23 protein-coding genes are annotated in these 19372 nt (G+C 47.4%); all 23 read left to right on the top strand.

Annotated elements, in window-relative coordinates; genetic code table 11:
- Positions 1–67 precede the first annotated feature (67 nt).
- Positions 68–1129 (top strand): M24 family metallopeptidase, encoded by a 1062-nt coding sequence (locus tag G9F75_RS03100; protein ID WP_003153122.1) that lies wholly within the window; start codon positions 68–70, stop codon positions 1127–1129.
- Positions 1130–1153: 24 nt separating this feature from the next.
- Positions 1154–1711: an elongation factor P gene (gene efp, locus G9F75_RS03095; protein WP_003153123.1), complete on the top strand. Its 558-nt coding sequence runs from the start codon at positions 1154–1156 to the stop codon at positions 1709–1711.
- A 146-nt stretch (positions 1712–1857) separates the two neighbouring features.
- Positions 1858–2139, top strand: coding sequence for a YqhV family protein (locus G9F75_RS03090; protein ID WP_003153124.1), 282 nt, complete (start codon positions 1858–1860; stop codon positions 2137–2139).
- Positions 2140–2216: 77 nt separating this feature from the next.
- Positions 2217–3140: a stage III sporulation protein AA gene (spoIIIAA, locus tag G9F75_RS03085; RefSeq protein WP_012117969.1), complete on the top strand. Its 924-nt coding sequence runs from the start codon at positions 2217–2219 to the stop codon at positions 3138–3140.
- Entirely contained in the window at positions 3134–3649 is a 516-nt protein-coding gene (gene spoIIIAB, locus G9F75_RS03080) for a stage III sporulation protein SpoIIIAB (RefSeq protein ID WP_007408343.1), read from the top strand. The genes spoIIIAA and spoIIIAB overlap by 7 nt, the downstream gene beginning before the upstream one ends.
- Positions 3650–3671: 22 nt before the next feature.
- A complete protein-coding gene (spoIIIAC, locus tag G9F75_RS03075; RefSeq protein WP_003153142.1) occupies positions 3672–3878 on the top strand; it encodes a stage III sporulation protein AC in 207 nt (68 codons plus the stop codon).
- A 12-nt stretch (positions 3879–3890) separates the two neighbouring features.
- On the top strand, positions 3891–4280 hold the full coding sequence (gene spoIIIAD, locus G9F75_RS03070) for a stage III sporulation protein AD (RefSeq protein ID WP_071392571.1): 390 nt from the start codon (positions 3891–3893) through the stop codon (positions 4278–4280).
- Between the two features lie 32 nt (positions 4281–4312).
- Positions 4313–5521, top strand: a complete 1209-nt coding sequence (gene spoIIIAE, locus G9F75_RS03065) for a stage III sporulation protein AE (protein ID WP_003153145.1) — start codon at positions 4313–4315, stop codon at positions 5519–5521.
- A 16-nt stretch (positions 5522–5537) separates the two neighbouring features.
- Entirely contained in the window at positions 5538–6158 is a 621-nt protein-coding gene (spoIIIAF, locus tag G9F75_RS03060) for a stage III sporulation protein AF (RefSeq protein WP_014418359.1), read from the top strand.
- The gene (gene spoIIIAG, locus G9F75_RS03055; protein ID WP_014418358.1) at positions 6151–6843 is read left to right on the top strand and encodes a stage III sporulation protein AG; all 693 of its coding nucleotides are present in this window, start codon (positions 6151–6153) and stop codon (positions 6841–6843) included. Before spoIIIAF ends, spoIIIAG begins: the two co-directional genes overlap by 8 nt.
- Before the next feature lie 3 nt (positions 6844–6846).
- Positions 6847–7497 carry a SpoIIIAH-like family protein gene (locus tag G9F75_RS03050; protein WP_007408346.1) on the top strand — a complete coding sequence of 217 codons (651 nt, stop codon included), beginning with the start codon at positions 6847–6849 and terminating at the stop codon, positions 7495–7497.
- 153 nt (positions 7498–7650) lie between these two features.
- Entirely contained in the window at positions 7651–8130 is a 480-nt protein-coding gene (gene accB, locus G9F75_RS03045; RefSeq protein ID WP_007612510.1) for an acetyl-CoA carboxylase biotin carboxyl carrier protein, read from the top strand.
- A gap of 14 nt (positions 8131–8144) precedes the next feature.
- Positions 8145–9497: an acetyl-CoA carboxylase biotin carboxylase subunit gene (accC, locus tag G9F75_RS03040; RefSeq protein ID WP_007408348.1), complete on the top strand. Its 1353-nt coding sequence runs from the start codon at positions 8145–8147 to the stop codon at positions 9495–9497.
- Between the two features lie 21 nt (positions 9498–9518).
- Positions 9519–9926, top strand: a complete 408-nt coding sequence (locus tag G9F75_RS03035) for an Asp23/Gls24 family envelope stress response protein (protein WP_003153156.1) — start codon at positions 9519–9521, stop codon at positions 9924–9926.
- A 264-nt stretch (positions 9927–10190) separates the two neighbouring features.
- Positions 10191–10583: a transcription antitermination factor NusB gene (gene nusB, locus G9F75_RS03030; RefSeq protein ID WP_007408349.1), complete on the top strand. Its 393-nt coding sequence runs from the start codon at positions 10191–10193 to the stop codon at positions 10581–10583.
- A gap of 11 nt (positions 10584–10594) precedes the next feature.
- Positions 10595–11446: a bifunctional methylenetetrahydrofolate dehydrogenase/methenyltetrahydrofolate cyclohydrolase FolD gene (gene folD / locus G9F75_RS03025; RefSeq protein ID WP_007408350.1), complete on the top strand. Its 852-nt coding sequence runs from the start codon at positions 10595–10597 to the stop codon at positions 11444–11446.
- Positions 11447–11569: 123 nt separating this feature from the next.
- Entirely contained in the window at positions 11570–12913 is a 1344-nt protein-coding gene (gene xseA / locus G9F75_RS03020) for an exodeoxyribonuclease VII large subunit (protein WP_167408921.1), read from the top strand.
- Positions 12913–13167: an exodeoxyribonuclease VII small subunit gene (locus G9F75_RS03015; RefSeq protein WP_007408352.1), complete on the top strand. Its 255-nt coding sequence runs from the start codon at positions 12913–12915 to the stop codon at positions 13165–13167. Before xseA ends, G9F75_RS03015 begins: the two co-directional genes overlap by 1 nt.
- Complete coding sequence (locus tag G9F75_RS03010; RefSeq protein WP_007408353.1) at positions 13157–14047, top strand: polyprenyl synthetase family protein; 891 nt, start codon at positions 13157–13159, stop codon at positions 14045–14047. Before G9F75_RS03015 ends, G9F75_RS03010 begins: the two co-directional genes overlap by 11 nt.
- A 143-nt stretch (positions 14048–14190) precedes the next feature.
- Positions 14191–16092, top strand: coding sequence for a 1-deoxy-D-xylulose-5-phosphate synthase (gene dxs, locus G9F75_RS03005; RefSeq protein WP_167408920.1), 1902 nt, complete (start codon positions 14191–14193; stop codon positions 16090–16092).
- A complete protein-coding gene (locus G9F75_RS03000) occupies positions 16089–16934 on the top strand; it encodes a TlyA family RNA methyltransferase (protein ID WP_014418353.1) in 846 nt (281 codons plus the stop codon). The genes dxs and G9F75_RS03000 overlap by 4 nt, the downstream gene beginning before the upstream one ends.
- Positions 16935–17030: 96 nt before the next feature.
- Positions 17031–17480 (top strand): transcriptional regulator AhrC/ArgR, encoded by a 450-nt coding sequence (gene ahrC, locus G9F75_RS02995; RefSeq protein ID WP_003153173.1) that lies wholly within the window; start codon positions 17031–17033, stop codon positions 17478–17480.
- A gap of 31 nt (positions 17481–17511) precedes the next feature.
- A complete protein-coding gene (recN, locus tag G9F75_RS02990) occupies positions 17512–19242 on the top strand; it encodes a DNA repair protein RecN (protein WP_007408359.1) in 1731 nt (576 codons plus the stop codon).
- Positions 19243–19372 lie beyond the last annotated feature (130 nt).

The following is a 19372-nucleotide window of genomic DNA, read 5'->3' as shown; positions in this document are numbered from 1 at the left end:
AAAACCGGGCGGGGATGCTCCCGCGTTGTCAGGCGGCAGTCAAGAATCGGCGAGGAGGAGAAAGGGAATGAAACTTGAGAAATTGCGAAATCTTTTCGGTCAGCTGGATATAGACGGAATGTTGGTGACAAGCTCCGCCAATCTGCAGTATATGACGGGATTTACGGGTTCGTCAGGCCTTGCGGTCATATCGAAAGAACGTGCGGCATTTATCACGGATTTCCGTTACACCGAGCAGGCGAAGACGCAAGTGAAGGGTTTTGACATTATCGAGCACGGCGGAAGCTTAATCCAAACGGCTGCGGATACGATTCTTGAGTACGGCATTAAAAAACTCGGCTTCGAGCAAAACAGCATGACGTACGGAACATATGCATCCTATCAAGCGGTGCTGCAGGAAGCGGAGATGGTTCCCGTCGCGGATTCGGTTGAAAAGTTGCGCTTGATTAAGTCAAGTGAAGAGATTAAGATATTAGAGGAAGCTGCGAAGATTGCGGATGATGCGTTTGAACATATTCTGACGTTTATCAAACCGGGCATCTCAGAGATTTCAGTTGCAAACGAGCTTGAATTTTATATGAGACGTCAAGGAGCGGACGGCTCTTCCTTTGATATGATCGTCGCCTCGGGAGTCAGATCCAGCCTTCCCCACGGAGTGGCAAGCGGCAAATTGATTGAAAAGGGAGACTTGGTCACGCTCGATTTCGGCGCTTATTATAAAGGCTATTGTTCTGATATCACACGCACCGTCGCGGTCGGAGAGCCAAGTGATAAACTGAAAGAGATTTATCAGGTCGTATACGATGCCCAAGCGCTTGGTGTCCTGCATATTAAACCCGGCATGACGGGGAAAGAAGCGGACGCTCTGACGAGGGATCACATCACCGCAAAAGGCTACGGACAGTATTTCGGCCATTCGACAGGACACGGGTTCGGAATGGAAGTCCATGAATCACCGGGGCTGTCTTTCAGGTCATCGGCCGTTCTTGAGCCGGGCATGGCGGTAACGGTTGAGCCGGGCATATACATACCGGAAGTTGGGGGCGCAAGAATCGAAGATGATATCATCATCACTGAGGACGGCAACCGGACAATTACGCATTCCCCTAAAGAATTAATTATTTTGTGATCGGAATATAGGAGGACATCAAACATGATTTCAGTTAACGATTTTCGTACAGGACTAACGATTGAAGTAGACGGCGGCATTTGGCGCGTCGTTGACTTCCAGCACGTAAAGCCGGGAAAAGGAGCGGCATTTGTCCGTTCTAAATTGCGTAACCTGCGCACGGGCGCTATTCAGGAGAAAACATTCCGTGCAGGTGAAAAAGTCGCGAAAGCGCAAATCGAAACAAAAACGATGCAGTATCTTTATGCCAACGGCGATCAGCACGTGTTCATGGATACAAGCTCATATGAACAGCTTGAATTGAACGAAAACCAAATCGAAGAAGAATTGAAATACCTTCTGGAAAATATGTCTGTGCACATCATGATGTATCAGTCTGAAACGCTCGGTATTGAACTGCCGAACACAGTTGAACTGAAAGTTGTTGAAACAGAGCCGGGAATTAAAGGCGACACGGCGTCAGGCGGCACAAAACCTGCCAAAACGGAAACAGGTCTTGTCGTAAACGTACCGTTCTTCGTGAACGAAGGCGATACGCTTGTTGTAAATACATCAGACGGTTCTTACGTGTCAAGAGCGTAGTTAAAGAAATTCGGAGTCTGCTCCTTTTACGGGGCAGGCTTTTTTTGTGTTCTGCATCAAATCTTTCTTCTATATCAAAATAGTGAGACTACTTCCGTCAGCTAGAGCATATAGTGTAACAAAATGCTTGAAGTTGGGGGATTGCAATGAAATTTTTGTTTGGTTCAATCAATTCTACTGTTTTAACGATGGCCGGTTTACGAGTTTTGTCCTCGCTCATTGAATTATCGGCCGCTATTATCATGCTTTTGACAAACGACATCAGAAAAGCGGTTGTGGTGAATAGTATTTTGGCAATCGTCGGCCCGCTGATCTTTATCATCACAATGACGATCGGCATTTATCAGATTGCCGGACAGCTCTCATATGCAAAGTTAATATTGATTTTTGCGGGAGTGGTGCTGATTTTGGCCGGTGTGCATAAATAGAGGGCCGGGGTGTCATAAAGTCTGTCCCGGATCATACATTTTAAAGAAGCCAATCGGTAAAAAAGGAGGAGACTCTATTGAATGAGATTACAGAGGTTCTCCCTGAATTATTGAGAGATGCCATCTCCGCCGTGCCCGAAGAAGCGAGGCGGGATACAGAAGAAATCAGAATCCGCGTCGACAGGCCGGTTGAACTGATCCAAAAAGGACAACCTTTGTATTTGTCATATGTGTGCACGGCCGGCGACGCACAGCTGATCCTCAGCCGGCTCAGCAATTACAGTATGTACACGCTGGAAGAAGAGCTGAAAAAAGGATACATCACAATCAGAGGAGGCCACCGTGTGGGGCTGGCCGGAAGAGTCATCGTCGAAAACGGAGCCGTCAAAGGACTCCGGGATATTACTTCTTTTAATATCCGAATCGCCCGGGAGAAGCTGGGGATCGCAGAACCGCTCATTCCTTTCTTATGGAAAGAAAACTGGCTGAACACGCTGATCATCGGTCCTCCGCAAACGGGGAAAACGACCTTGCTTCGTGATTTGGCCCGGCTTTCCAGCACCGGATCAAAACGCATTCCTGCAAAAAAAACAGGTATCGTAGATGAACGGTCGGAAATTGCCGGCTGCCTGCGGGGCATTCCCCAGCACAGTTTCGGCCGCAGAATCGATGTCCTTGATGCCTGTCCGAAGGCGGAAGGGCTGATGATGATGATCCGCTCTATGAGTCCTGATGTCATAATTGTGGATGAAATCGGGAGAATGGAAGACTCACAAGCGCTGCTGGAGGCGCTCCATGCGGGCGTATCCGTTATCGTATCTGCGCACGGGTGGGACATGAAAGACTTGGTAAAGAGGCCGTCGCTGAAAATGCTTTGGGAGGAAAACGTGTTTGACCGGTATGTTGAACTGTCAAGGCGCCGCGGTCCGGGAACGATCAGCAGGATGTACGGAAAGGACGGGGAACCTGTTCCGCATGCTGAAAGCGTGATGACATGCTGAAGCTTTTGGGTGCCGTGTTTATTCTGACAGCGACGACTTGGACCGGATTTGAGATCGCCAAAATGTATATTGAAAGGCCGAGGCAGATCCGTCAGCTGCGCGCGGCGCTCCAATCGCTTGAAGCGGAAATCATGTTCGGGCATACACCGCTGCATACCGCCTCGGGACAAATTGCCGCACAGCTTTCCAAACCTGTATCGTTATTGTTTCAAGCTTTCAGCAGAAGGCTTGAGCAGGGAAGCGATTCCGCCAAAACGGCTTGGGAACAGAGCTTGAAACATAACTGGTCTTCCATGGCGATGAAAAAAAGCGAATATGATGTGCTGAAGCAATTCGGAGAGACGCTCGGGCTCCATGACCGTGTTTCTCAGCAGAAACATATCAAGCTTGCGCTTACACATTTGGAAGCGGCGGAAGCGGATGCCGGACGGGCGCAGGCGAAAAATGAAAAAATGGTGAAAAGCTTAGGATTTTTAGCCGGACTGTTACTCATTCTTCTATTGATGTAAACATGAGGGGAGCAAACATAAAATGGGAGTCGACGTAAATGTCATTTTTCAAATCGCCGGAGTCGGTATCGTGGTTGCGTTTCTGCACACCATACTTGATCAAATGGGAAAAAAAGAATACGCCCAGTGGGTGACGCTGCTTGGCTTTATCTATATTTTATTTATGGTGGCGACGATTGTCGATGACCTGTTCAAAAAGATCAAAGCTGTGTTTCTATTCCAAGGATAGGGGGGCTTACAGATTGAGATTGTTCAAATTGTAGGTTTAGGCCTGATCGCCACATTTCTCTCCCTGATCGTAAAAGAACAGAAACCGACTTTCGCGTTTATGATTGTCGTCTTCAGCGGCTGCGTGATCTTTCTTTATCTCATCGACCAGATTTACGACATTATCAGAATGATAGAAAAAATAGCCGTCAATGCAAATGTCAATATGGTCTATGTGGAAACCATTTTAAAAATTATCGGCATCGCCTACATCGCTGAATTCGGAGCGCAGCTTACAAAGGATGCGGGCCAGGGAGCGATTGCTTCGAAAATAGAGCTGGCCGGAAAAATTTTGATACTGGTAATGGCCGTGCCGATACTCACCGTCATTATTGAAACGATTCTCGGACTTATTCCTTCTTGATCATAAATAAAATGGAAAGGGGGGCACAAAAAATGAAGCGCTTTCGGTGGGCGGGAGCTTTTTTGTTCATCCTCTTATTTTTTCAGACTGAATGTGTACAAGCTGCCGGAACAGACGGTGCGTCGCAGGAAACCGCAGTTCACCAAGAATCCGCTGATGAAGTGGCGAAAAAGCAGGCCGAAGCGCTGAAAACAGAAGGCATCGGAAAGTTTTGGGACGACATCATGACAGAATACGGCGGTCTTCTGCCTGAAAGCCAAAAGGGAAGCATCATCGACTTTATTAACGGAGAAAAAACGTTCTCACCGGAGGCATGGCTGAAGGCTTTATTTTCATACTTGTTTCATGAAGTGCTCGCAAACGGAAAGCTTCTGGGAACTTTGATTCTTCTCACCATTTTTTGTGTCATTCTGCAGCTCCTGCAAAATGCGTTCCAGCAGAGCACCGTCAGCAAAGTGGCTTATGCAATCGTCTACATGGTGCTGATTATTCTCGCTTTAAACAGCTTTCATGTTGCCGTCAATTATGCCAGTGAAGCGATCCAGACGATGACAAGCTTCATTCTCGCGCTCATCCCGCTTTTACTTGCGCTTTTGGCGTCTTCCGGGGGAGCCGTTTCTGCTGCTTTTTTTCACCCCGTTATTTTATTTCTGATGAATACGAGCGGCCTTCTCATTCAAAACATCGTCATGCCGCTTATCTTCCTGTCAGCGATTTTAAGCATCGTCAGCACGATGACGGATCAATATAAAGTCACGCAGCTTGCCAATCTGCTCAGAAATATCGCGATCGGCGCGCTTGCCGTATTCCTCACTGTGTTTCTCGGCGTCATCTCCGTACAGGGGGCTTCGGCTGCCGTGACGGACGGGATTACGCTCAGGACTGCAAAATTTATAACAGGCAATTTTATTCCCGTGCTCGGCCGGATGTTTACGGATGCGACGGATACGGTCATCAGCGCCTCGCTCCTATTAAAAAACACCGTGGGAATCCTCGGAGTCGGAATTTTGATCTGCATCTCCGCGTTTCCGGCGATCAAAGTGCTCTCGCTCGCTTTTATTTATAAGCTCGCGGCCGCTATTCTGCAGCCGCTCGGAGGCGGGCCCGTCATTACGTGCCTCGGTGTCATCAGCAGAAGCGTACTGTATATTTTCGCGGCGCTCGCCATCGTCTCTCTCATGTTTTTCCTCAGCATCACAGTCATTATTACAGCAGGCAACCTCACCATGATGATGAAATAAAGGAGGCCCATTGGATATGAGCTTTTTAACAGAATGGCTGACAAGCATTATTTTATTTATCTTATTCGCCATCGTCATCGACATGCTGCTGCCCAGCTCCAGTATGCAAAAATACGCAAAGATGGTTGTCAGCCTGCTGTTAATCATTGTCATGCTCAACCCGATATTCAAACTTTTCAAAACAGACCCGGAAATCATCTTCGATTATTTGACAAAACAAGAGCAATCTCAATCCGCTGATATAAAAAATCAAATCAAATCAGAAAAAAAAGAAATACAAGCATCAAACCGCGCATATGTTTTAGAAGAAATGGCTGTCCAACTAAAAAAGAAAGCGGAGGAGATGTTCAGTCATGACGAATACAAAATAGACGACATCCGCCTTACAGCGGAAGAACAGGTTCGTTCAGAAGAAGATGTAAAAACGATCAGCGTGTATATGGCCCCATCTTCTGAAAAAACCGTGCAAACCGTCGCACCGATCGACATCCGCACAGACCGCAAATACGAACCGGAAGGCGCAGCCGACAAAAAAGAGGCCGCAGACATCAAAGGAAAACTTGCGGATATATGGGAAATCGGCAGTGAGAAAATTACGGTTTATATGGAAGGCGGGGAGAAAAACGGCCATGAATAAAAACGGACTATGGACCATACTCAAAAAACAGCTGATGATCGGACAGGCGAAAGACGGAGAAAAACCAAAACTGACAAAATATCATTACTTTCTGTTCGTGTTTGTGCTCGGGGTATCTTTTATGCTGGTCAGCCAGCTGTTCTCTTCACCGGAGAAAACCGGGAAGGACCAAACGGCGCAGACCGTCATGTCCGGCCGAACGGAAGACAAAAGCGGGCAAAAAAGCGCACCCGTTTTTAAGGCATCGAAAGACGGCAGCGCCAAAACCACGATCGATGATTACGAAAGAGACTATGAAAACCAGCTGAAAGAAATCCTTGAAACGATTATCGGCGTGGAGGATGTCTCAATTGTCGTAAATGTAGACGCAACATCTTTGAAAGTGTTTGAGAAAAATAAAACGAAAAAAGACACCACTACTGAAGAAACCGATAAAGAAGGCGGCAAAAGAAGCGTAACCGATCAAACCTCTGAAGAACAAATTGTCATGATTCGAAACGGGGACCAGGAAACCCCGGTCGTCGTCCAGACGAAAAAGCCCGATATCCGCGGTGTACTCGTTGTCGCTCAGGGAGTGGACAACGTTCAAATAAAAAAAACCATCATTGATGCCGTCACAAGGGTGCTCGATGTTCCGAGCTACCGTGTAGCGGTTGCCCCTAAAAAAATCAAGGAGGATTCATAAATCATGCTGAAAAAACAAACGGTTTGGCTTTTAACAATGCTCAGTCTCGTCGTGGTATTAAGTGTTTATTATATTATGTCGCCGGAAAGCAAAAATGCCGTGCAGATGAAAAGCGAAAAAAGCAGCGGAGAAGTCGCCACTGAAAAAACGCCGGCTCCTGAAACGAAAGATAAGAGCGGAAGCGGCACGGAAAAAGAAGACGGCACAAAAGGAACGAAAGATTCTAAAGGCACAAAAGAGGATAAAGAAACATCAGCCGAAGCATCGGACAAAGACGGATCGGTCGCCACAGAAACAGCTGATGAAAACTTATTTACCGCATACCGTATGGAACTTGAAGACGCGAGAAGCAAAGAAAGGGAACAGTTAAACAGCATTGTTTCAAGCGATGATGCGACCGCAAAGGAAAAAAGCGAAGCCTACGATAAAATGACGGCGCTGAGCAATGCTGAAGGGACGGAAAAACAGCTGGAAACGCTGATTAAAACACAAGGCTACAAAGATGCGCTCGTGGATGCTGAAGGAGACAAAATCAACATTACCGTCATGTCTGACAAACATTCAAACGCAAAAGCTTCCGCTATCATTGACCTGGTGGAAAAAGAAATCAAGACGATGAAAGACGTCGCCGTCACGTTTGAACCGACAAAGTAAGAGACCTGAACCGCCCGCACCCGCTGCGGGCTTTTCTGATGTCATTTTAGATCAGTGTTGAATTTACACAAGCGCTCCTGTAAGATAAACATAGTATGTACTTTTAGTAGCAACCCATAAATTTCTATTTTTTATACATAGGAGTGGAAACTGATGTTAAAAATCAACGAAATTCATGAACTGATAAAAAGAATCGATGAATCTTCCATCGACGAATTTGTTTACGAAATTGAAGGCGTAAGCCTCAAACTGAAAAAAAATGAAGCGCCGGCAGTGAATGTAACGGGACAAGCCCAAGCCGTTCCCGCCGCTTACGCACCTGCTCCGCAGGCTGCAAAACCGGAAGCGCGTGAAGCCGCTCCTGCTCAGGAAGCGCCGAAACAAGACGAAAACCTGCACAAAATTACGTCTCCGATGGTCGGAACGTTTTATGCTTCTTCATCGCCGGAAGCCGGCCCTTACGTAAACCAAGGTTCAAAAGTGAGCGAAAATACAGTTGTTTGTATCGTAGAAGCAATGAAACTCTTTAACGAGATTGAAGCCGAAGTAAAAGGAGAAATCGTTGAAGTGTTAGTTGAAAACGGCCAGCTGGTCGAATACGGACAACCTCTATTTCTTGTAAAAGCTGAGTAAGGAGACCTGCTATTATGATTAAAAAGCTATTGATCGCCAACCGAGGAGAAATCGCCGTCAGAATCATCCGGGCCTGCAAAGAGCTGGGCATTGAAACTGTAGCCGTTTATTCTGAGGCAGATAAAGACGCCCTGCATGTCCAAATGGCCGATGAGGCTTTTTGTATCGGGCCGAAAACATCAAAAGAAAGCTATTTAAATGTAACGAACATCGTCAGCGTCGCAAAACTGACCGGCACGGATGCGATTCATCCGGGATACGGGTTTTTAGCTGAAAACGCCGACTTTGCCGAGCTGTGCGAGGAATTAAACGTAACGTTTGTCGGCCCTACGGCTGACGCCATTTCAAAAATGGGAACAAAAGATATCGCGCGCGACACGATGCAGCTGGCGGGCGTGCCGATTGTGCCCGGTTCAAAAGGAATCATAAAAAATACGGAAGAAGCGGTTTCGCTTGCAGGTGAAATTGGGTATCCTGTCATTATAAAAGCCACTGCGGGCGGAGGCGGAAAAGGCATCCGGGTCGCACGCACAGAAGAAGAACTGATCAAAGGCATTGAAATTACCCAGCAGGAAGCCGCTACGGCATTCGGAAATCCGGGTGTGTACATCGAGAAGTACATAGAAGATTTCCGCCATGTTGAAATTCAGGTGCTTGCGGATAATTACGGAAACACGATCCATCTCGGAGAGCGTGACTGTTCTATCCAAAGACGTCTGCAAAAACTTCTTGAAGAGTCACCGTCACCTGCGCTTGATTCTGAAATCAGGGAGCAGATGGGCGAAGCAGCGGTAAAAGCAGCGAAGGCCGTCGGTTACACGGGAGCCGGTACAGTAGAATTCATTTATGACTACAGAGAACAGCGCTACTACTTCATGGAAATGAACACGCGTATTCAAGTAGAGCACCCTGTCACAGAAATGGTGACGGGAACGGATCTGATCAAAGAACAGATCAAAGTGGCATCCGGACAGGAGCTTTCGCTCAGACAGGAAGACGTTGAATTTAACGGCTGGGCGATTGAATGCCGCATCAACGCTGAAAATCCTGCGAAAAACTTCATGCCTTCACCCGGTAAAATTAACATGTACCTGCCGCCGGGCGGACTTGGCGTACGCGTGGATTCAGCCGCATATCCCGGCTATTCGATCCCGCCGTACTATGACAGTATGATTGCTAAAGTCATCACATACGGAACAACGCGTGATGAGGCAGTCGCACGGATGAAACGCGCGCTGAGCGAATTCGTGATTGAAGGTATTGAAACGACGATTCCGTTCCATTTGAAACTGCTTGAACACGAAACATTTGTCAGCGGAGAGTTTAATACAAAGTTTTTAGAAACATATGATGTAATGGGCTCATAATTTTTGCGGGAGGTGAATTGAATGGAAGACAACAGTGTGCTTAAAATGGATCATGATGAGGCTCATTTAGGCAAGGTTGAAATTGCTCCTGAGGTCATTGAAGTCATTGCCGGCATCGCCGCTTCCGAAGTTGAAGGAGTTGCTGAAATGCGCGGCAATTTCGCCACGGGCGTCGTAGAACGCTTCGGCAAAATCAATCACGGCAAAGGCGTAAAGGTCGATTTAGCCGATGACGGGATTACCATCGACGTCTATTGCGTCGTTCAATTCGGGATCTCGATCCCGAAAGTGGCGGCAAGCGTTCAGGAGAATATCCGACAAACCTTATTAAACATGACGTCTCTTACCATTAATGAAATCAATATTCATATCGTCGGCATTCAATTTGACACGAAAGCCCAAGAAGTCGAAATCGACGAAGAAATGTAATGAGCGTATAAAAACCAAGGGGATGGGCAGCCCTTTGGTTTTTTATACGTTTCCCGTCATTTCAGGCATGAAGAAAGCCGGCTTACAAACGGCAGCCGAGTTTCTTCATGCTGTGAAATCCGAATGAAATTAATACGGTTTGTGAAAATATTCGGCATTAGGGTGAAAAAACCTAAATTTCGACATGCGATTGAGAAAAAAATATGTTATGATCTCTTTAAGCTTAACGACAAGCGGATAAAGCGGATCTGAAGGAGAAAGAAAATGAAAAGAAGAACAGCTAGAGAAAAAGCTTTGCAGGCACTTTTTCAGATTGATGTCAGCGATATTGCACCGAACGATGCCATTGAGCACGCGCTTGATGGTGAAAAAACAGATGCCTTCTTTGAACAGCTGGTGTACGGAGTGATCGAACATCAGGTCCAGCTTGATGAAATGATTTCCGGCCATCTCGTCAATTGGAAGCTTGACCGGATTGCAAACGTAGACCGCGCGATCCTGCGTCTGGCGGTGTATGAAATGGTTTATTCTGACGACATTCCTGCTAACGTGTCATTAAACGAAGCAATCGAGCTGGCAAAACGGTTCGGCGACGATAAAGCTGCAAAATTCGTAAACGGGGTTCTTTCTAACATTAAAACTGATATCGAATCATAGGAGGAAAGAAAATGACTGCAACAATCATCGACGGAAAAGAAACGGCTAAAGAAAAACGCGAACAATTGGCAAAAGAAGTAGAAGAGCTGAAAGCACAAGGCGTAGTGCCTGGCTTGGCGGTCATTTTAATCGGAGACGATCCCGCTTCTGTTTCATATGTGACAGGCAAGAAAAAAGCCGCTGAAACAATGGGAATGAAATTTAAGCTTGACCGCTTTGACTCAAGCTTAACCGAGGCGGAGCTTTTAACAGTGATTGATCAGTATAATCAAAATCCGGAATTCCACGGCATTCTCGTCCAGCTGCCGCTCCCGGATCATATTTCTGAAAAAGCCGTAATCGAGCGGATCTCCCCTGATAAGGATGTTGACGGTTTCCACCCTCTCAACGTCGGGAAAATGCTGCTTGGCGAAGATACATTTCTTCCATGCACGCCGCACGGAATTGTCGAGTTACTGAAAAAGACGAACGTAGATCTTTCCGGCAAAGAAGTTGTTGTAGTCGGACGAAGCAATATTGTCGGTAAACCGGTCGGCCAGCTGCTGCTGAACGAAAACGCGACCGTCACATATTGCCATTCCCGCACGAAAAATATGTCTGAGCATACGAAAAAAGCAGATATTCTTGTGGTAGCGGTCGGTAAAGCGAACTTCATCAAAGCCGATCAAATCAAAGAGGGCGCCATTGTCATTGATGTCGGCGTCAACCGTCTCGAAAGCGGAAAACTCTGCGGAGACGTTCAGTTTGATGAAGCGAAAGAAAAAGCATCTTTCATTACGCCGGTGCCGGGCGGAGTAGGTCCGATGACCATCACAATGCTTGCGCATAATACTGTTAAATCTGCCAGACGTACGTTATCATAGATAACCGGAGACAGTCACAGAAAGTGTGACAATGAGCACGATACCCGCTTCTTAAGGCTCCTTTCAGCCAGAGCGGGTTTTCTTAGTTTAGGGCAAAAAGCCTTTATGAAAGGAGTGCAGGATGTGAGTGAAGCGGCATATGTCACGGTTTCCGCGCTGACCAAATACATTAAAAGAAAATTCGATGTGGACCCTCATCTTGAAGACATTTGGATTAAGGGTGAGCTCTCCAATGTTAAAATCCATACGAGAGGCCACATTTATTTTACATTAAAAGATGAGCATGCCCGCATGCAGGCCGTCATGTTTCAGAGGCAAAGTTCGAGGCTTGCGTTTAAGCCCGAGGACGGAATGAAGGTCATCGTAAGAGGCGGCATCTCCGTCTATGAACCGAGCGGAAGCTATCAGCTGTACGCGAAAGAAATGCAGCCGGACGGTGTGGGGGCGCTCTACTTAGCATATGAAGAATTAAAGAAAAAACTTGCCGGCGAAGGGTTGTTTGATGACCGGCATAAGCAGGCCATCCCCGCTTTTCCGGCTACGATCGGGGTCGTCACGTCTCCGACGGGAGCAGCCGTCAGAGACGTCATTACCACACTCAAAAGAAGATATCCCCTTGTGAAAGTCATTGTGCTTCCCGCGCTCGTTCAAGGTGAAAATGCCAGCAGATCGATTGTGAAGCGCATTGAAGAAGCCAATGCACAAAAAATGTGTGACGTCCTGATCGTCGGAAGGGGAGGGGGCTCGATCGAAGAATTGTGGGCATTTAACGAAGAAATCGTGGCCCGGGCGATTTTTGCTTCCGCCATTCCGATTATATCAGCCGTCGGACATGAAACAGATTTTACAATCAGTGATTTCGTCGCGGATATCCGGGCGGCAACGCCGACAGGAGCGGCAGAAATCGCCGTTCCTCACACGACGGACTTAATGGAACGGACAAAAACGGCGGAAGTCCGCCTGACAAGAGCGATGCAGCAGCATATCAGCAAGAAAAAAGAACGGGTTCAATCGCTCCAGTCATCCTACGCGTTCCGTTTTCCGAAACGATTGTACACCCAAAAGGAACAGCAGTTTGACCTTTTGTATCAGCAGTTCCAATCACAGCTCACAGGGCTTACGGACATGAAACAAAGGCAGCTGGAGCGGAATACGTACAGATTAACGGCGCTCCACCCTGAAACCCAGCTGAAACAGGCGAAAAAACGGTACGAGGAGCGCTCAAATCAGCTCGCCCGAAGCATGAATGTTCAGCTGAAGCAGCTTCATTCGCAGTTTCAGACGGTTCTTGGTAAACTGAATGCATTAAGTCCCCTTCAGGTGATGGAGAGAGGATACAGTCTGGCCTATAAAGACAAAGAGCTGATCAAAAGCGTTGACCAAGTGGAACAAAATGATACGCTTGAAGTAAAGATGACAGACGGCGTTCTGACGTGTGAAGTATTGCAAAAGAGAGGCGAACGATAATGACAGAAACCAAAAAAAGTGAAGAGCTGACATTTGAAGAGGCGATGAAAGGCCTTGAAGGCATTGTGGCAAAGCTTGAAGAAGGAGACGTGCCGCTGGAGCAGGCGATTAACTATTTTCAGGAAGGGATGGCCCTTTCAAAAATGTGCCATGAAAAGCTTCAGCATGTCGAAAAGCAAATGGACTTTATTTTAAAAGATAACGGAGAACTTGCACCTTTCAGCGTTCAGGAGGAAGACGAAGGTGACAAATAAACTGGACGCATTTTTAGCATCGCGCAAACAACTGATTGAACAGCAGCTTTCTTTATATACAGAACGGCTTGCGATGCCGGAAACCCTCAAAAAATCTATGCTGTATTCTTTGGAAGCGGGCGGAAAGAGGCTGCGCCCCCTCGTCGTCTTAGCCGTTCTGAATGCTTACGGAAAAGATGAAAAAGACGGGATTCCGGTTGGGTGCGCTGTCGAAATGATTCATACGTATTCTTTAATCCATGATGATCTTCCTTGCATGGACGATGATGATCTGCGCCGGGGAAAGCCCACAAACCATAAAGTCTTCGGAGAAGCGGCGGCCGTATTGGCCGGAGACGGGCTTCTGACAGAAAGCTTTAAATTGATCACATCTCACGTGTCTGAGGCGGTTTCAGCAGAAAAACGCCTCCGTCTCGTCGATGAGCTGATTAGTGCGGCAGGAACGGAAGGAATGGTCGGCGGGCAGGCTGCCGACATGGAAGCGGAACAAAAGCGGATAACGCTTGAGGAGCTGGAATCCATCCACGAGCGGAAAACGGCCAAGCTCCTCGGTTTTTCCGTGACGGCGGGCGCCATTTTGGCAGATGCGCCGGAGGATGAAGTCGAAAAGCTCCGTTTGTTCAGCAGCCATATTGGCATCGGATTTCAAATCAGAGACGACATCCTTGATATTGAAGGGCATGAGGAGAGGATCGGCAAACCGGTCGGCTCAGACACGTCGAACGAAAAATCAACGTATCCGTCGCTTTTAACGCTTGAAGGCGCGAAAGAAAAGCTTGCGTATCATATCAGCGAGGCGAAACAGATCATCAGCGGCCTTTCTCTTCAGAAAGAATTGCTGCATGACCTCTGTGATTTAATCGCGGCGAGAGATCATTAAAAACGGTCCTGATTTGAAGGGGCTGCCGCTCCTATGGTAAAATGTAAGCAGTTTCGATGAAAATACAAAGGGAGTCTTTTTCTTTTTTCAAAAAGACACTGTTTAATTTGCAGAAATTCATGCTGAAAGTGAGTTGATCCGCTTTGGATCTTTTATCAATACAGGACCCGTCATTTCTTGAAAAGATGTCAATTGAAGAGCTGGAAGAGCTGAGTGAGGAGATCCGCAATTTCCTCATCACATCGCTGTCTGCCTCTGGCGGCCATATCGGGCCGAACCTCGGGGTTGTCGAGCTGACAATTGCGCTTCACAAAGAATTTGACAGTCCGAAAGATAAATTTTTATGGGATGTCGGACATCAGTCCTATGTTCATAAACTGTTAACCGGACGCGGCAAGGAGTTTGAAACCTTGCGCCAATATAAAGGGCTTTGCGGTTTCCCGAAACGCAGCGAAAGCGAACATGACGTATGGGAAACAGGCCACAGCTCAACCTCGCTCTCAGGCGCGATGGGAATGGCTGCCGCCCGTGATATTAAAGGATCGAAGGAATATATCATCCCGATTATCGGAGACGGCGCTTTAACCGGAGGAATGGCGCTTGAAGCGCTGAACCATATCGGTGATGAGAAAAAAGACATGATCGTCATCCTGAATGATAATGAGATGAGTATTGCGCCGAATGTCGGGGCGATTCATTCTATGCTGGGACGGCTTCGGACTGCCGGCAAATATCAATGGGTAAAAGACGAGCTTGAATATTTATTTAAGCGCATCCCGGCCGTCGGCGGAAAATTGGCCGCCACAGCGGAACGGATAAAAGACAGTTTGAAATATATGCTTGTGTCAGGCATGTTTTTTGAAGAGCTGGGCTTTACGTATTTAGGCCCGGTTGACGGTCATTCCTACCACGAACTGTTTGAAAACCTGCAATACGCCAAAAAAACGAAAGGCCCTGTCCTGTTACATGTCATCACGAAAAAGGGCAAAGGCTATAAACCGGCTGAGACCGACACAATCGGCACATGGCACGGAACGGGTCCGTATAAAATCAATACGGGTGATTTCGTCAAGCCGAAAGCCGCGGCGCCTTCATGGAGCGGACTTGTCAGCGGCACCGTGCAGGAGCTGGCGCGCGAGGATGACAGAATTGTCGCCATTACACCAGCCATGCCGGTCGGCTCTAAACTGGAAGGGTTTGCGAAAGAATTCCCTGAACGCATGTTTGATGTCGGAATCGCAGAACAGCATGCGGCGACAATGGCCGCGGGAATGGCGCTTCAGGGTATGAAGCCGTTTCTTGCGATTTATTCGACCTTTTTGCAGCGGGCGTATGATCAGGTCGTCCATGACATCTGCCGTCAAAACGCGAATGTATTTATCGGCATTGACCGCGCCGGTTTGGTCGGCGCTGACGGGGAGACACATCAAGGCGTCTTTGACATCGCCTTTTTGCGGCATATACCAAACCTCGTTTTAATGATGCCGAAGGATGAAAATGAAGGCCGCCATATGGTCAATACAGCCCTTAATTATGAGGAAGGTCCGATCGCGATGCGCTTCCCGCGCGGAAACGGGCTCGGCGTAAAGATGGATAAAGAGCTGAAAACCATTCCGATCGGAACATGGGAAGTGCTCCGTCCCGGAAAAGACGCGGTCATTTTAACATTCGGTACGACCATTGAAATGGCGCTGGAAGCGGCTGAAGAACTGCAAAAAGAAGGCCTGTCCGTGCGTGTCGTGAATGCGCGGTTCATAAAACCGATTGATAAACAAATGATGAAGGTCATTCTTAATGAAGGTCTGCCGATTTTAACGATAGAAGAAGCCGTGCTTGAAGGCGGATTCGGCAGCACGATTCTTGAATTCGCTCATGACCTCGGCATGTATCATACACCGATTGACAGAATGGGCATCCCAGATCGGTTTATTGAACACGGCAGCGTAACCGCCCTGCTTGAAGAAATCGGTCTCACGAAGGCTGAGGTTATGAACCGGATAAAACTGCTGATGCCGCCGAAGACACATAAAGGAATTGGATCATGACAGCAAAAAAAGAACGATTAGATGTACTTCTTGTAGAAAAAGGCCTTGCGGAAACGCGGGAAAAAGCGAAACGCGCCATTATGGCGGGCATCGTATACTCAAATGAAAACCGATTGGACAAACCGGGTGAAAAAATCGCCCGGGATCTTCCGTTAACGGTAAAAGGAAACCCTCTTAAATACGTCAGCAGAGGCGGATTAAAGCTTGAAAAAGCCCTGGAAGTGTTTCCTGTCTCGGTAAAAGGCAAAACGATGATTGACATCGGCTCGTCTACAGGGGGATTCACGGATTGCGCCCTTCAAAACGGAGCCGAGCGGTCCTACGCAGTGGATGTCGGCTATAATCAGCTTGCCTGGAAGCTCAGACAGGACGAGAGGGTCGTCGTCATGGAACGGACGAATTTCCGCTATTCCGAGCCTTCCGATTTCACAGAGGGTTTGCCGGAATTTGCGACAATCGATGTTTCTTTCATCTCACTCCGCCTCATTCTACCGGTTTTAAAAACGCTGCTTGTACCGGGGAGCGATTGTATCGCACTGGTGAAGCCGCAATTTGAAGCCGGACGGGAATCCGTCGGAAAAAAAGGCATTGTCAGAGATCCAGGCGTTCATACTGACGTTCTCCGCCGCATGAATCAATTTGCCGCTTGTGAAGGATATACAGTGAAAGGACTGTCCTTCTCACCGATTACAGGGGGAGACGGCAATATTGAGTTTCTGCTTCATTTGGAATGGGGCGGAGAAGACGGAAACGGCGCTGAACTGCCGGAAGAAGACATTCTCCGTACCGTCCGCGAAGCACATGAAACATTAAAAGCCAAAAAGACAGATGTACCGGAATAATAGGGGGCTATTATTCCTTTTTTCTGCCATCATGTACTTTTTATCAAGAAGCGGTTAACATAATGACAAGAACAGCTTGAAAACAGAGGTGCTTATATGACAAAAGGCCAAAGGCATATAAAAATCAGAGAGCTTATTACAAGCCATGAGATTGAAACGCAGGATGACTTAGTTGACATGCTGAGAGAAGAAGGATATAAGGTAACTCAGGCGACTGTCTCCAGAGACATTAAAGAGCTGCATCTCGTAAAGGTGCCGACGAACAACGGCTCCTACAAATACAGCCTGCCGGCGGATCAGCGGTTCAATCCGCTGTCAAAACTGAAGCGTTCATTAATGGATGCGTTCGTAAAAATTGACTCAGCAAGCCATATGATCGTATTAAAAACGATGCCGGGGAATGCTCAGGCAATCGGCGCTCTGATGGATAATCTCGAATGGGAAGAAATCATGGGCACGATCTGCGGAGATGACACAATTTTAATCATCTGCAGGACGCCTGAAGATACAGAAGGCGTACAAAGCCGTCTTTTGGAGCTGCTGTAGCGTAATTATCAGATAAAAGGTGGAATGCTGTTTGTTAGCTGAACTATCAATAAAAAACTTTGCCATTATAGAGGAACTGACGATTTCGTTTGAACGGGGGCTCACCGTCCTGACGGGAGAAACAGGGGCCGGCAAGTCAATTATTATAGACGCCGTTTCCCTATTAGTCGGCGGCCGCGGCTCGTCTGAATTTGTCCGTTACGGTGAAACAAAGGCCGAGCTTGAAGGACTGTTTCTATTGGACAGCGGTCATCCCGTTTTTGAAGTATGCCGTGAGCAGGGAATAGACGCATCTGACGACATGATTGTCATGAGAAGGGACATTAATGCCGGAGGAAAAAGCGTCTGCCGTGTCAACGGAAAATTAGTGACGATTGCGGCTTTGAGGGAAATCGGCAGACTTTTATTAGATATTCACGGACAGCATGATAACCAGCTGTTAATGGAGGACGATAAACACTTAGAGCTGTTGGACAGGTTTGCGGGCGCTGAGGCCGAATCCGCGCTTCAGGCTTACCATGAAGGCTATGAGCGTTATATGAAGCTGCTCAAAAAAGTGAAGAAGCTGTCAGAAAGCGAGCAAGAAATGGCGCATCGGTTAGACCTGATTCAATTTCAGCTTGAAGAAATCGAGTCGGCGAAGCTTGAATTGAATGAAGACGAACTTCTTCAGGAAGAGCGGAAGCAGATATCCAACTTTGAAAAAATTTATGAATCATTGCAAAACGCCTATAATGCGCTCCGCAGCGAGCAGGGGGGGCTTGACTGGGTCGGAATGGCCTCTGCCCAGCTTGAAGATATTTCGGATATTAATGAACCGCTGCAAAAGCTGTCTGAAAGTGTGTCAAGTTCCTATTATCTGCTGGAGGATGCCACCTTTCAGATGCGCAATCTGTTAGATGATCTGGAATATGACCCGGAACGGCTGAATTTTATTGAAACCCGTTTAAACGAGATTAAACAGCTGAAGCGCAAATACGGAGCGACGGTAGAAGACATTTTGGAATACGGCTCCAAAATAGAAGAGGAAATCGATCAAATCGAGAACCGCGACAGCCACCTTGAAGCGCTGAAGAAGGAACTGGAGTCGGTCGGCAAAGATGTGGCCGTAGAAGCCGCCAATTTATCAAAAATCAGAAAAGCTTGGGCTAAGAAACTGGCGGAAGCGATTCATCAGGAATTAAAAAGCCTGTATATGGGCAAATCAACGTTTGATACGGAATTTCTCGTGAAAACCGATCCGTCAGCAAGTGAAGCGCCGGTTGTTAACGGGCAGCCCGTGCAGCTTACCCAAAAGGGGATTGACCTTGTGAAGTTTTTAATTTCAACAAACACCGGTGAGCCTTTAAAACCGCTGTCAAAGGTCGCTTCCGGAGGCGAGCTTTCACGGGTGATGCTGGCGATGAAGAGTATTTTTTCTTCCCAGCAGGATGTCACCTCCATCATCTTTGACGAAGTGGACACCGGTGTAAGCGGGCGGGTTGCCCAAGCCATCGCGGAAAAAATCCATAAAGTATCGACCGGTTCACAGGTGCTCTGCATTACACACCTGCCGCAGGTTGCCGCCATGGCGGATACGCACCTTCTGATCGCAAAAGAATTCAAAGACGGCCGGACGACAACGCATGTCACGCCGCTTTCCAAACAGGACAAGGTAGCGGAAATCGGCCGCATGATTGCGGGCGTTGAAGTGACCGATCTGACAAAACGGCATGCACAAGAGCTTTTAAAACAGGCCGGACAGGTAAAAACGACAGGATAAGCTGCTGATACAGGCAGCTTATTTTTTTGTTCCATTTCTCTAACAGTGTATCCAATGTTTTTCTTCGTATGCCGGTTATAAATCAAGCGCAGGAAGGCAAAAGTATAGATGTAGCAGAAAAAGAAAGTGG

The organism is Bacillus sp. EKM208B (assembly GCF_011800725.1).
In the GTDB taxonomy this organism is placed as follows: domain Bacteria; phylum Bacillota; class Bacilli; order Bacillales; family Bacillaceae; genus Bacillus; species Bacillus velezensis.
The sequence above is the reverse complement of the archived record's forward strand: the minus strand, read 5'-3'. Positions and strand labels throughout refer to the sequence as shown.